We start from the raw sequence: 12,487 nt of genomic DNA, 5'->3' as shown, positions 1-12,487 counted from the left end.
GGTGCTTGACAGGTGGGTTGCGGCGCGGATACTTAAGCGAGTGCTTAACCATCAGCTCGACCTGATGTACGCGGCCCTGTCCGACGGCAGCCGCCGCACGATGGTCGACCGGCTCAGCCGCGGCCCGGCCACCGTCAAGCAACTGGCCGAGCCGCTCACCATGTCGCTGCCGGCCGTGCTCCAGCACCTGCGCGTGCTGGAGGAGAGCGGCCTGGTCCGCTCGGAGAAGGTCGGCCGGGTCCGCACCTGCCGCCTGCAGCCGGCCGCGCTGCAGGCGGCCGAGCAGTGGATCGCCGACCGCCGGGCCGGATGGGTGAGCAGCCTCGATCGACTCGAACGATTTCTGCAGGAGGAAGAGCAGTGACCGAGCGTTCCGCAGTCCACGACACGTTCCGCATCGACCGGCACTTCGACGCCGAGCCCGCCCGGGTCTTCCGCGCCTTCGCCGACCCCGGGGCCAAGGCCAAGTGGTTCGGCATCCCGGAGGCGACCAGGCGAGAGTCGTTCGACTTCCGCGAGGGCGGACGCGAAACGATGGAGACGGTGTTCGACACCACTACGTACGGATATATCGCGACTTATACGGACATCGTGCCGGAGCAGCGCATCGTCTACACGTACGAGATGGCCATGAACGGGCAGCGTATCTCGGTCTCCGTCGCCACCATCGAGCTGCGCGCCGGCGCCGGCGGCACCGACTTCACGCTCACCGAGCAGGGCGTCTACCTGGACGGGCTGGACAACCCGGCGCAGCGCAAGCAGGGCACCGAGGACCTGATGGACGCCCTGGCCAAGTCGCTCTAGGCGGCCCTCCCGCCCACCTCGCCGCCCTTGCGCGCCCGCTTGGCCCGGCGGTGCCGCTCGCCCGGCGTGCTGGCCCCGGCCCGCTCGACGATGCCGGCCAGCGTGGCCGACACCTGGGCGTGCCGCTCGAGGATCAGCATGTGCCCGGCCCCGGGGAAGACGGTCAGCTCGGTGCCGGGCAGCGCGTCGGCGATCCCCTCCGCGCACGGCGGCGGAGTGAGCCGGTCCCGATCGCCGACCAGCACCGCGGCCGGCACGTCGCCGAGCCGGGCGAGCGTGTCGAGCCGCTGCTGCTCGCCGATCGAGGCGCGGAAGCCGCCGATCGAGCGCAGCGACGTCCGGCCCACGCACTTGATGGTCATCCGGAGGGCGGCGTCCTCGTACTCGTCGCCGAACAGCAGCCAGCGCAGGGCCGGGCGCAGCGCCGGCAGCAGCGCGCGATGCGGCCGCCAGGCGCCCGAGTGGGCCAGCACGCCCGCGCCCAGCGTCTCGCCGGCCCGCATCAGCGCGGCCAGCCGCGGCGGCAGGCCGTACTGCGTGTGCGCGGTGCCCTCGGCGGTCGTCGACACGAAGAGCAGCCCGGCCACCCGCTCGGCGAACTCGATCGGGTGACCGTGCGCGTACTCCATGATCGTCATGCCGCCCATCGAGTGCCCCGCCAGCACCACCGGCCCGCGCGGCACCAGCCGCCGCAGCACCTCGGCGAGATCGTCGCCGAGCTGGCCCAGCGTCGCCGACGTCAGCCGGGTCGCGCCCGAGCGGCCGTGCCCGCGGGCGTCGTACGCGATGATCCGGGGTGGCTGCGGCAGCCTCAGCAGGGCCGCGATCTGGTGATGCCAGGTGCGCCGGTGCAGGCACCAGCCGTGCAGCAGGACCACGGTGACCGGGGCGTCGGCCGGACCCCAGGCTTGCACGCAGAGGGGGACGCCGTCAGCCAGCGTGAGCAGGAATCGCTCGGACATGGGCACCTCCGCGTGTTGCACGGCCCCGTTGTACCCACGGGTAGCAATCATCACTCGTGATCGGCCGCACGGCCACTGTTCAAGGCGGATTTATGGCCATTTGCCCGAGGGGTCGCAACCCGCTCGTCCATCGCGTTCCGTGAGATGGCTCGCACTCGCTGCCCCGACGGCACAACTCGGCGAGAATTTCGGCATGACCACCGACCCGTCGGCCCCGCCGGCGCCGCCGATCACCAGCCCCTCCGACGCACTCGCCGAACTGGTCGCCGGCAACAAGCGCTTCGTGAGCGGCCGCCCCGAGCACGGCCACCGGGTCTCCGCCGCCGCGGCGGCCTCCGGCAGCCAGCAGCCGCACGCGGTCGTGCTCGGCTGCATCGACTCCCGGGTCCCCCTCGAAGCGATCTTCGACCAGACCTTCGGCTCCATCTGCGTGGTCCGCTCCGGCGCCCACGTGGTCGACCGGGCGGTCCTGGGCTCCGTCGACTTCGCGGTCGCTAAGCTGGGCGTCCCGCTGATCATGGTGCTCGGCCACAAGCGCTGCGGCGCGGTCCAGTCGACGATCGACGCCCTGCGTACCGACCACCGGCCGGGCGGCGACATCGGGTACCTGGTGGACCAGATCGCCCCCGCGGTCCTGTCGGTCGGCCTGGACGATCCGGAGGTGGCGGCCAAGGCGATGCGCGCCCATGTGGCCGCGACGGTGTCCCGTATGCACGACATCGAGGGCATTCCGGCAGCGGTCGCGGCGGATCGGGTGGAGGTCGTGGGGGCGGTTTACGACCTCGACACCGGTCTGGTGGATCTACTGCCTTAAAAGCCAGATATCGTACGGTTTTACCGGGTCGACGGTGCACCGCGCGGGCTGGGTGCGACTCGGGGCCGTAGCGCGACCGCCGGGCTGAAGTGGTGGGCAGGGGTGCGCTCGCTGCTTTGTCCCGCCGGGTGGTCGCTTCAGGCCGGGCCGGGCGGCTGCATGGCTGGTGCGGCGCCGCCTATGGCGCTTCGGGCGTGGTTGGCTGGGTTGCCATGGCCGGGGGTGCGTGGCTGAGCGTGCTGCCGCCTGTTGCGCTGTGAGTGTGGGTGCGCTGGGTTGCCATGGCCGGGGGTGCGTGGCTGAGCGTGCTGCCGCCTGTTGCGCTGTGAGTGTGGCTGCGCTGGGTTGCCATGGCCCGGGAGTGCGTGGCTGAGCGTGCTGCCGCCCGTTTCGCTGAGAGTGTCGTTTGGCTGGGCGCCGAGTGTGCGTGGTTCGCGCACGAACTCACCACTCTTCGCCCGCGCCGCCTAGATCTTGGGAAGTTCGGGTTCGGGGCGCGCGGGGAAGCTTCACCCTCGACGGGTGGGTGGCGATGTTGATGAGTTGGCGTTCCCAGTGGTGGCCTGGAGGGCGGGTGGGACGCGACGGGGCGGGCGGAACGCGTACTTTATGCGGATTTGTCGTTGTTCGCGTGGGGGTTGATCTTTTGGGATGATGATCAATGGGTGCGAAAAAGGCGCCGCCGGTGGGCCGGGGCGCCTGATTCGTGGTGGGTTTCAGCCCTCGAAGACGCCGGCCTCGGCCAGGCGCTTCTCGGTGGCGGCCCAGCCGTGCTGGGGGTTGGCGGACTCGAGCGCAGCGAGCTCGGCGCGGATCTTCGCACCGTGGCCGGCGGCGGCCAGCGTGCGGATCTCCTCGACGAAGGCGTCGGAGTCGGTCTTGAGGTGCGCGGTCTTGCCGTTGGTCAGGTTGCGCACGTAGGCGAAGCGGCCGTTGGCGAGCGGGATGAGGTACTTGTACTCACCGAGCACGCTGAGGGCGCCGCCGGTGCTCTGGCCGGCGCGGACTGATGCGCGGGCGGTCTTGGAGGTGTTGCTCGCCACGGCGGTACTCCTTGAGGAAACAGAAAAAAGGCCGTGGCAACTCTACACGATGACGCGAGGACCGTGCCGTGAGAGCAGGTCCGGCCGTTGTGATGGGTGGGCCACTACGGCAGTTCCGATGTCGATGTTGCCGATTCTCTGGCGCACCATCAGTACCAACCGGCATCATGGGACACGATCAACCGCGGTCGAGGTCGTAGGGGAAGACGCACCTCGGTCTCCGGGAGGTCACCGTGCCAACGCGTGGCGTCGTATACGTCCACTCGACCCCACTTGCCGTGTGCCAGCACGTCGAGTGGGCGATCGCGCGCGTCCTGACCGCGCCGGTCAATCTGCACTGGACCACGCAGCCGGTTGATCCCGGCGCGCGGCGGTCCGAGTGCAGCTGGACCGGGCGGGCCGGGACCGGCGCCGAGCTGGCTGCTGCCCTCCGGCAGTGGCCCATGATCCGTTTTGAGGTGACCGAGGAACCCAGTCCGGGCGTGGACGGCGAGCGGTTCATGCACGTGCCTGGTCGGGGCCTCTTCCACGGGATCATGGGCGCTTCGGGGGACATCCAGATCGGCGAGGACCGGTTGCGCTCGATCATGGCCTCCGCGCGAGCGCCGGAGGCTCTTTCGCATGCCCTGGAAAAGGCGCTGGGCGCGGCGTGGGACGCCGAGCTCGAGCCGTACCGGTACGCCGGCGACGGCGCGCCGGTCACCCTGCTCACCCGGGTGGGTTGAGCGGGCCGGGCCCCGGCGGCGGCGAGCCGCGCGTCCAGTGAATCAGACACCGAGGACTATTTTGCGCAGTAGGGCACAGACTGCTTCGATGTCGGGCGTGATGCGGAGACTAGGACTCGCCTTGGCGATCCCCCTGCTGCTGGTGACGGCCTGCGGGGAGAAAAAGGCCGACAAATCGGGCGCAGCGCCATCGAGCGCGCCGGCTGTGCAGGAGCAGACCGCCAGCCCGCAGGCGGTCACCGATCCCGCCGCCATGAGCGACGCCGACCTGGCCGGGCAGGTGCTCATGCCGTACGCGTACGGCAGCGACGCGACCACCGTGGACAAGACGTCGGCCGCGGGCAACCGCAACCTGGCCGGCGTGGACACTCCCGCCGAGATGGTCGCCAAGTTCCACCTCGGCGGGCTGATCCTGGTCGGCTTCAGCGCGCAGGATCCGACCGGCTCCACCAACGCGACGACCAACGTGGAGAACCCGCAGCAGGTCCGCAAGCTCACCGACGGGCTGCAGGCCGCCGCCCGGCAGGCCGGGATCCCGCCGCTGACGATCGGCACCGATCAGGAGTACGGCGTGGTCACCCGGATCACCCAGGGTGTGACGGCGCTGCCCTCGGCGATGGCGGCCGGCGCCGCGGGCAACCCGGCGCTGACCGAGGCGGCCTGGCGGGCGGCCGGCGAGGAACTGTCCGCGATGGGCATCACCGTGGACTTCGCGCCGGACGCGGACACGCTCGGGCCGCCGGCCAACACCGTGATCGGCTCGCGGTCGTTCGGCGGCGACGCCAAGGCGAACGCCGCCCAAGTCGCGGCGGCCGTGCGCGGGCTGCAGGCGGGCGGCGTCACGGCCGGGCTCAAGCACTTCCCGGGGCACGGGCACACCAGCGGGGACAGCCACGCGACGCTGCCCGTGGTGGCGCAGACCGCCGCGCAGTGGCGGGCGCAGGACCTGCCGCCGTTCCAGGCCGGGGTGCAGGCCGGCGCGGGCGTGGTGATGTCCGGTCACCTGGACGTCCAGGCGCTGGACAAGGGCACGCCGGCCACCTTCTCGCCCAAGGTGATGACCGGCGAACTGCGCGGGACGCTGAAGTTCGCCGGCGTGGCGATCACCGACGCGATGAACATGCCGCCGGCGATGAAGTGGCCGCCCGGCGAGGCCGCCGTGCGGGCGCTGAACGCCGGCAACGACATGCTGCTGATGCCGCCGGACATCGCCGCGGCCCGGGACGGGATCCTGGCCGCGCTCAAGAGCGGCGAGCTCAAGCGGGCGCGGCTGGTCGAGGCGGTCACCCGGATCATGGCGCTGAAGAGCCGGGCCGTACCCGACAAGGGTCTCGAGGTGATCGGCACGCCCGCCCACCAGCAGGCGGTCGCGGCGTTGGACGCCGCGTCGGTGACCGTCCTGCGCGGGTCGTGTCAGGGGCCGTTGCTCAGCGGGCCGGTCACGGTCACCGCCTCCGAGGGCCGCGAGGTCGCCCGGGTCAACCTCGTGCGCGCCCTGCAGGCGGCGGGTGCGAAGGTCCAGGCCGCGGGTGGTCAGGTCATCCACCTCGTCGGGTACGGGGACAGCGCCGTCGACCTTGATCCGACTGCGACGGTGACGGTCATGATGGATACTCCATACCTGTTGGCCTCCGCCACGTCGCCCACCTTGATCGCCACGTACTCATCGAGCAAACTGTCGCTGACCGCCCTGGCCGGCTTGCTCGCCGGGACGGCGAAGGCGACCGGCCGGTCTCCGGTCGCCGTCCCTGGGCTGCCGGCCACGGCCTGTCGGTGAGTGAGCGGCCGAAAGGGAGACGGATGACCAGGCGTGGCCGCGCTGTTTCCACGATGCTGGCGGTGATCGTCCTCGTCTCCGGGTGCGGCAAGTCCGGCGGCGACGCCCCGAGCGGGAACGCGGTCGCCGCCGCGTCCACGGTGCAGGCCTTCTTCAGCGCGCTGACCGCGGGCGACGCGAAGACGGCCGTGAGCCTCCTCGAGGCGGTGCCGGGCACCGATCCGGCCGGCGGCCCGCTGCTGTCCAACGCCGCGCTGGGTGCCGCCTACCGCCCGGCCGGCGTGCAGTACGGCAAGCCCCGGCTGCAGGACGGACTGCCGTTCGTGGACGTGACCTACCAGGCGCACGGGGCGACCGTGCAGCAGAACATCGCCCTGTCCAGCGACGGCAAGCGCCTGCGCGACGTGCTCGTCCAGCTGGCGGTCACCGGGGTGCAGGGGCGGCCGGTCTCGGTCAACGGCGTCAAGATGGGCAGCGACGACCTCAACGTCACCGTCTTCCCCGGGTCGTACCAGGTGACGGTCGGCGGGAACAGGTTGTTCGACGGGGCGACGCTGTCGGCCACGCCGAGCGCGGGAACGGGCGGCGAGACCGCCACGGCGAACTTCGAGGCGGCCAAGCTGGTCCCGAGTGCCCCCGCCGAGATCCGCCGCCAGGTGCGCCAGGAACTGGACGCGTGCGCCGCCAGCACCCGCCCGAAGACGCCGGGCTGCCCGTTCTGGCTCGACGCCCGCAGCGGCACCGTGCAGTGGTCGATCACGAAGTACCCGGCGGTCGAGCCGCAGGTGACCAACGCGGGCGGCCCGGCCGTCACCTTCTCCGACAACGCGAACGGCAAGGCGCATTGGACGGCCAGCTACGTCGACAACAACGGCCAGTCCAAGTTCGGCGGCGGTGACATCCCGTTCAAGCTCACCGGGGGCGCCCAGGCGACCGCCTCCGGGATCAAGGTGACGCTGGTGTGAGAAAGGGAGCGCCCGGCCGGGCGCTCCCTTCGTACGCGAAACTCGTACGCGAAAACCGTCAGGGGCGGGTGAAGACCACGGCCACGTTGTGGCCGCCGAAGCCGAACGAGTTGTTGATCGCGGCCGGGATGTCCAGCTGGCGCGGCTTGAGCGCGGCCACGTCCAGGTCCAGCCCGTCGTCCGGGTCGTCCAGGTTGATCGTGGGAGGAACCACGCTGTCCCGGATGGCCAGGATGGTGGCGATCGACTCGAGCGCGCCGGCCGCACCGAGCAGGTGACCGGTCATCGACTTGGTCGAGGTGATCACCGGGTGGTCGCCGATCGCGGTCCGGATGCCCTTGATCTCGCCCATGTCGCCGACCGGGGTCGAGGTCGCGTGGGCGTTGACGTGCTTGATGTCGGCCCCGGTCAGGCCGGCGTCCTGAATCGCCATCCGCATGGCGCGGATGCCGCCGCGGCACTCCGGGTCGGGCTGGACGATGTCGTACCCGTCCGAGGTGACCCCGGCGCCGGCGAATCTCGCGATGACCCGGGCGCCGCGCGCGGCGGCGTGGTCGGCACGCTCCAGGATGATCGCCCCGGCGCCCTCGCCGAGGACGAACCCGTCCCGGTTCTTGTCCCAGGGGCGGGACGCCCGCTCCGGGTCGTCGTTGCGCGTCGACATGGCGCGCATCGAGGCGAAGCCGGCGATCGGCAGCGGGTGGATCACGGCCTCGGTGCTGCCGGCGATCACCACGTCGGCCCGGCCCAGACGAATCAGATCCAGGCCCAGGGCCAGCGCCTCCGCGCCGGTGGCGCACGCGCTGGCCATGGCGCGCACGCCGGCCCGCGCGCCGAACTCCAGGCCCACGTAGGCGGCCGGGCCGTTCGGCATGAGCATGGGCACGGTGTGCGGGCTGACCCGGCGGGGGCCGGACTGCTCCAGGATGTCGTCCTGGTTGAGCAGCGTGGTGGCCCCGCCGATGCCGCTGCCGAAGCTGACGGCGAGGCGCTCGTTGTCGACCGCGCCCTCCAGGCCGGCCTCGGCCCAGGCCTGCTGGGCGGCGATCAGGGCGAGCGCCTCCGAGCGGTCGAGCCGGCGCAGGCGCACCCGCTCGAGGACCTCGGACGGCTCCACCGCGAGCTCGGCGGCGATGCGTACGGGCAATTGGGCCGCCCACTCCGAGGTGAGCGAACCCACCCCGGAGCGGCCGGCCACCATGGCGTCCCAGGTGGACGCGACGTCCCCGCCCAACGGGGTGGTCGCGCCGAGCCCGGTGACGACGACGTCGACGGTAGTCATGTCAGTGATTCGCCTCGATGTAGGAAACGGCGTCGCCAACGGTCTTCAGGTTCTGCACCTCGTTGTCGGGGATCTTGACGCCGAACTTCTCCTCGGCGGCCACCACGACCTCGACCATGGACAGCGAGTCGACGTCCAGGTCGTCGGTGAAGGACTTCTCCTCGGCGACGTCGTCCGGGTTGACCCCGGCGACCTCCTCCAGGATCTCGGCGAGGCCGGAAGTGATTTCTTCGCGAGTTGCCATCTTCTTGGTGCTTCCTCTCAGAATGGTGGTGAGGTGCTTCCGGCCGGGCCGGCGTGCCCGTCAGGGGCAGCGCACGACCTGGCCGGCGTAGGTGAGGCCGCCGCCGAAGCCGAACAGCAGTACAGGGGCGCCCGAGGGCACCTCCCGCCGCTCGACCAGCTTGGACAGGGCCAGCGGGATGCTCGCCGCCGAGGTGTTGCCGGACTCGACCAGGTCCTTGGCGACGACCACCTCCGGGCCGAGGCCCAGGCGCTTGACGATGCCGTCGATGATCCGGGCGTTGGCCTGGTGCGGGATGAACGCGGCCAGCTCGGCGATCTCGACCCCGGCCTTCTCGCAGGTCTCCCGGGCGAACGGGGCGAGCGCGGTGGTGGCCCAGCGGAAGACGATCTGTCCCTCCTGCTGGATGTACGGCTGCCAGCCCTCGATCCGCAGGACGTCGCCCTTGTCCGGCGCCGAGCCCCAGAGCACCGGGCCGACGCCCGCCTCCTCGGCGTCCTGGACCGCGCTGACCACGGCCGCGCCGGCGCCGTCGCCGAACAGCACGGCGGTGGTGCGGTCGGTCCAGTCGGTCAGGTCGGAGAGCTTCTCGGCGCCGATCACGATGGCGTTGCGCGCCGCGCCGGCCCGGATCGCGTGGTCGGCGGTGCCCAGCGCGTACGAGAAGCCGGAGCACGCGGTGTTCAGGTCGTACGCGGCCGGCGCGGTCACCCCGAGCCGGGCGGCGACCCGGGTCGCGACGTTCGGGCAGCGGTCGATCGACGAGCAGGTGGCCACCGTGACCAGGTCGATGTCGGCCGCGCTCAGCCCGGAGCCGGCCAGCGCCTTCTCCGCGGCGTACGTGGCCATGTCGGCGACCGTCTCGGCGCCGGCGATGCGCCGCTCGGCGATGCCCACCCGGTCCTTGATCCACGCATCGTTGGTGTCGATCGTGCTGGCCAGGTCGTCGTTGGTGACGATGCGCGAGGGCTGGTAGTGCCCGAGCGCGACGATGCGGGAACCCGCGGCTGTCATGCTGCTCCTCCATTGCCGTGCCGGGCGATCAGGTCGCGGGCCGCGGGCAGGTCGTCCGGCGTGTTCAGGGTGACGATCTCCGGCGCGCCCTCGCCCTTGAGCTCGCGCTTGACCAGGCCGGCCAGGGTGCCGGCCGGCGGCAGCTCGACGATCCCCGTCACGCCGAGGTCCTTCATCGTGCGCATGCACAGGTCCCAGCGGACCGGCGCGGTGACCTGGCGTACCAGGCGCTGAAGCATCTCGCCGCCCCGTGCGACGGCGGCGCCGTCCAGGTTGGAGAGCAGGGTGCGGACCGGCTCGGCGACCGCGATGTCGCCGGCGATCGCGCCGAGCGCGGTCTCGGCCGGTTTCATGTACGGCGTGTGGAACGCCCCGGCCACCTGCAGCGCGATGACCCGCGCCTTGGCCGGCGGCTCGGCGGCGAACTTGGCCAGCCCGTCCAGCGAACCGGCCGCCACGATCTGGCCGGCGCCGTTGCGGTTGGCCGGGTAGAGTCCGTGCCGCTCGATGGTGGCGACCACGTCATCGGGGTCGCCGCCGAGGGCGGCGCTCATCCCGGTGGGTTCGAGGGCGCAGGCGGCGGCCATCTCCCGGCCGCGCACGCCGGCCAAGGTGATCGCGGCGTCGGCCGGGAACACCCCGGCGATCGCGGCGGCGCCCAGCTCACCGACGCTGTGGCCGGCGACCAGGCCGACCTCTTCCAGCGGCAACTGCTCGGCGGCGAGCAGCGCGGCGGCGACCAGCAGCGGCTGGGTCCGGGCGGTGTCCTTGATCTCCTCAGCGCCGGCCTGGGTGCCGAGGTGCAGCAGGTCGACCCCGCAGCGGTCGGACCACTCCCGCAGGCGGGACTCGGTACCGGGCAGGTCGAGCCACGGGGTCAGGAAGCCGGGCTTCTGGGAGCCCTGGCCGGGCGAGAGGACGGCGAGCACGGTTCTGACTCTTCCGGATGCGGCGGGCTGGCGGGGTGCACGGCGGCAACGAAACCCTACGACCCCCGTTGTAGGGATCCTACAAAACGACCCCCATTAAGCCCCATTTGTACGGACCGGAAACGCGAGTGCGCCGGGTGATTTAGCTCGCAGGGTCGAGCCGCCCGATCGTCATGGCTAGCCGCAGCGCGAACGCGTCCCGGCCGTCGAGCGGGGACAGGCCGGTCACCTCGGCGACGCGTTTGAGCCGGTAGCGCACGGTGTTCGGGTGGACGTAGAGCTCCCGGGCGGCGCTCTCCAGCACCCCGCCGGCCGCGAAGAACGCGTCAAGGGTCTCCAGCAGGCCGCCGCCGGCCTTGCTGAGTGCGCCGTAGACGTCGTGCCGGAGCGTACGGCGGGCCACCATGTCCCCGGCCAGCGTCCGCTCGGGCAGCAGGTCGTCGGCGGCCACCGGGCTGGGCACGCCGGGCCAGGCGCCGGCCGCCCGGAACCCGGCCAGCGCGGCCCGGGCCGACTCGGTGGCCTGGTCGAGCGAGGGCACCGCCGGGCCGACCACGATCGGGCCCTCGCCGAAGCTGGGGGCGAGCGCGGCGGCGCCGGCGGCCGGGTCGGTCACCCCGCCCATCACCACGACCAGCCGGTCGCCGTGCACGCCGCCGATCACCTCGAGCCGGGCCCGGCGGGCGGCCCGGTAGACGACGTGCAGCACCGAGGTCAGGTCGCCGCCCGGCGAACGGCCCACCACCACCGCGACCGGGGGAGCGTCCGCCCAGCCCAGCGCCGCGGCCCGGCTGGCCAGCACATCTGAGGAGTCGCCGCGGAGCAGGGCGTCGACCAGCATGGCCTGCAGGCGGGCGTCCCAGGCGCCGCGGGACTCGGCGGCCCGGGCGTACACCCGGGCGGCGGAGAAGGCGATCTCCCGGGAGTAGCGGAGGATCGCCTGCAGCAGCGCCTCCTCCTCGCCGGCCGCGGCCAGGTTGCCGACCTCGGACTCGGCGACGTCGATGGTCACCTTGATCAGCTGGACCGCCTGGGTCAGCGTGATCGAGCGGGCCAGCGCGCGGGGCGCGGCCGCGAACACCTCGTCGGAGATCTCCTGGGTGGTGGTGGCCATGGTGCCGCCCGAGCGCAGCCACTCGACCAGCGAGCGGACGCCGGCCTGGGCGACCAGCATGACCCAGGAGCGCTGGTCGGCGGGCAGAGCGCGGAACCAGGGGAGCGTCTCGTCCATCCGGGCCACCGCCGAGCTGGCGAGCGACCCGGCCGTGCGCTCGATGCGGCGCAGCGTGGCGGCGAGCGGGGGCTTGGCCGTCCCCGTCCCGGAGGGTCGTACGCTCTCTGCCACGCAGCACAGCGTGCCACGTCGCGGCACGGGGCGCCGGTTCCGGAACTCTTCGGCCGATTCCGCCCAGCCCGACCCAACTCCGCAGGTCACGGGGCATATGGGAGGTATGGACGGGGTATATGTACCGATTCGGGGTAATTGCCGGGATAGCGGTGCGCCCCTCCCGCGATTTCGGTCGGTGACCTGGCATGGTTGCGCATTAGCGTTGCCGGGCTCACCCTTCCGCGAGGGGTAAAGCCGGGGGCGGCGCTGCCGATGTGAGACCGCGTGAAGTTGGGGGAGGCGAGATGACGGAACGGGACGACGTGCCGTTGGGCGCCGACGTCGATCCAGCGCTCGAGGACGCACCGCCGATGGCCACCGCGGCCGTCGAGGACGAGCCGGAGCCCGGACCGAGCCGGATGGGCTGCCGTACGCAGCTGCGTGGATGGGCGGGCGCTCATCTGCACGGCGCCGTGCGCCCGCGTCGGCGGGCGGCCGGCCGCGGCCGTCCCCCGGGCCGCTGGTGCTGAGCTCACCCGGGCTCACCCGACGGAGTGAGCCGCCCGGCGCGTCCCGGGAAAGCCGGGGCTCGACCCCGACA

The 12,487-nt window shown here is 72.2% G+C and carries 14 protein-coding genes; 7 read left to right on the top strand and 7 right to left on the bottom strand.

The features are described 5' to 3' along the window. Positions 1-40 precede the first annotated feature (40 nt). A complete protein-coding gene (locus IH26_RS0147215; RefSeq protein WP_245666008.1) occupies positions 41-364 on the top strand; it encodes an ArsR/SmtB family transcription factor in 324 nt (107 codons plus the stop codon). After that, positions 361-804, top strand: coding sequence for an SRPBCC domain-containing protein (locus IH26_RS0147210; protein WP_030442864.1), 444 nt, complete (start codon positions 361-363; stop codon positions 802-804). Before IH26_RS0147215 ends, IH26_RS0147210 begins: the two co-directional genes overlap by 4 nt. Here the strand turns inward: IH26_RS0147210 and IH26_RS0147205 are convergent. Next, positions 801-1,766 (bottom strand): alpha/beta fold hydrolase, encoded by a 966-nt coding sequence (locus IH26_RS0147205; RefSeq protein ID WP_034217640.1) that lies wholly within the window; start codon positions 1,764-1,766, stop codon positions 801-803. The two genes, IH26_RS0147210 and IH26_RS0147205, sit on opposite strands and share 4 nt — an antisense overlap. Before the next feature lie 193 nt (positions 1,767-1,959). Between IH26_RS0147205 and IH26_RS0147200 the strand changes: the two genes are divergently transcribed. Continuing rightward, complete coding sequence (locus tag IH26_RS0147200; protein ID WP_030442862.1) at positions 1,960-2,580, top strand: carbonic anhydrase; 621 nt, start codon at positions 1,960-1,962, stop codon at positions 2,578-2,580. Positions 2,581-3,296: 716 nt separating this feature from the next. On the opposite strand, the gene IH26_RS0147195 is transcribed toward IH26_RS0147200, so the two are convergent. Next, complete coding sequence (locus IH26_RS0147195; protein ID WP_030442861.1) at positions 3,297-3,623, bottom strand: hypothetical protein; 327 nt, start codon at positions 3,621-3,623, stop codon at positions 3,297-3,299. Between the two features lie 233 nt (positions 3,624-3,856). Here IH26_RS0147195 and IH26_RS0147190 point away from each other — a divergent pair, with 233 nt between their 5' ends. From IH26_RS0147190 to IH26_RS0147180, 3 genes are read left to right on the top strand one after another with little or no spacing between them, the layout of a single operon-like run. Beyond that, positions 3,857-4,348 (top strand): DUF3145 domain-containing protein, encoded by a 492-nt coding sequence (locus IH26_RS0147190; protein WP_030442860.1) that lies wholly within the window; start codon positions 3,857-3,859, stop codon positions 4,346-4,348. A 58-nt stretch (positions 4,349-4,406) separates the two neighbouring features. Further along, a complete protein-coding gene (locus IH26_RS0147185) occupies positions 4,407-6,125 on the top strand; it encodes a glycoside hydrolase family 3 protein (RefSeq protein ID WP_425394466.1) in 1,719 nt (572 codons plus the stop codon). Between the two features lie 23 nt (positions 6,126-6,148). Further along, the gene (locus IH26_RS0147180; RefSeq protein WP_157437770.1) at positions 6,149-7,090 is read left to right on the top strand and encodes a hypothetical protein; all 942 of its coding nucleotides are present in this window, start codon (positions 6,149-6,151) and stop codon (positions 7,088-7,090) included. A gap of 58 nt (positions 7,091-7,148) precedes the next feature. On the opposite strand, the gene fabF is transcribed toward IH26_RS0147180, so the two are convergent. The 5 genes from fabF to IH26_RS0147155 form a co-directional block, all read right to left on the bottom strand. After that, on the bottom strand, positions 7,149-8,372 hold the full coding sequence (gene fabF, locus IH26_RS0147175) for a beta-ketoacyl-ACP synthase II (protein WP_030442857.1): 1,224 nt from the start codon (positions 8,370-8,372) through the stop codon (positions 7,149-7,151). A gap of 1 nt (position 8,373) precedes the next feature. Further along, positions 8,374-8,616, bottom strand: coding sequence for an acyl carrier protein (locus IH26_RS0147170; protein WP_020516670.1), 243 nt, complete (start codon positions 8,614-8,616; stop codon positions 8,374-8,376). A gap of 60 nt (positions 8,617-8,676) precedes the next feature. Further along, positions 8,677-9,630: a beta-ketoacyl-ACP synthase III gene (locus IH26_RS0147165; protein ID WP_030442856.1), complete on the bottom strand. Its 954-nt coding sequence runs from the start codon at positions 9,628-9,630 to the stop codon at positions 8,677-8,679. Further along, the gene (locus tag IH26_RS0147160; protein WP_030442855.1) at positions 9,627-10,559 is read right to left on the bottom strand and encodes an ACP S-malonyltransferase; all 933 of its coding nucleotides are present in this window, start codon (positions 10,557-10,559) and stop codon (positions 9,627-9,629) included. The genes IH26_RS0147165 and IH26_RS0147160 overlap by 4 nt, the downstream gene beginning before the upstream one ends. A 142-nt stretch (positions 10,560-10,701) precedes the next feature. Further along, on the bottom strand, positions 10,702-11,913 hold the full coding sequence (locus IH26_RS0147155; RefSeq protein ID WP_425394465.1) for a PucR family transcriptional regulator: 1,212 nt from the start codon (positions 11,911-11,913) through the stop codon (positions 10,702-10,704). Positions 11,914-12,191: 278 nt separating this feature from the next. Between IH26_RS0147155 and IH26_RS0147150 the strand changes: the two genes are divergently transcribed. After that, on the top strand, positions 12,192-12,416 hold the full coding sequence (locus tag IH26_RS0147150; protein ID WP_030442853.1) for a hypothetical protein: 225 nt from the start codon (positions 12,192-12,194) through the stop codon (positions 12,414-12,416). Positions 12,417-12,487 lie beyond the last annotated feature (71 nt).

Source organism: Actinoplanes subtropicus (assembly GCF_000721705.1).
GTDB lineage: Bacteria > Actinomycetota > Actinomycetes > Mycobacteriales > Micromonosporaceae > Actinoplanes > Actinoplanes subtropicus.
Note: the sequence above shows the minus strand (reverse complement) of the source record. Positions and strands in the feature narration are given on the sequence as shown.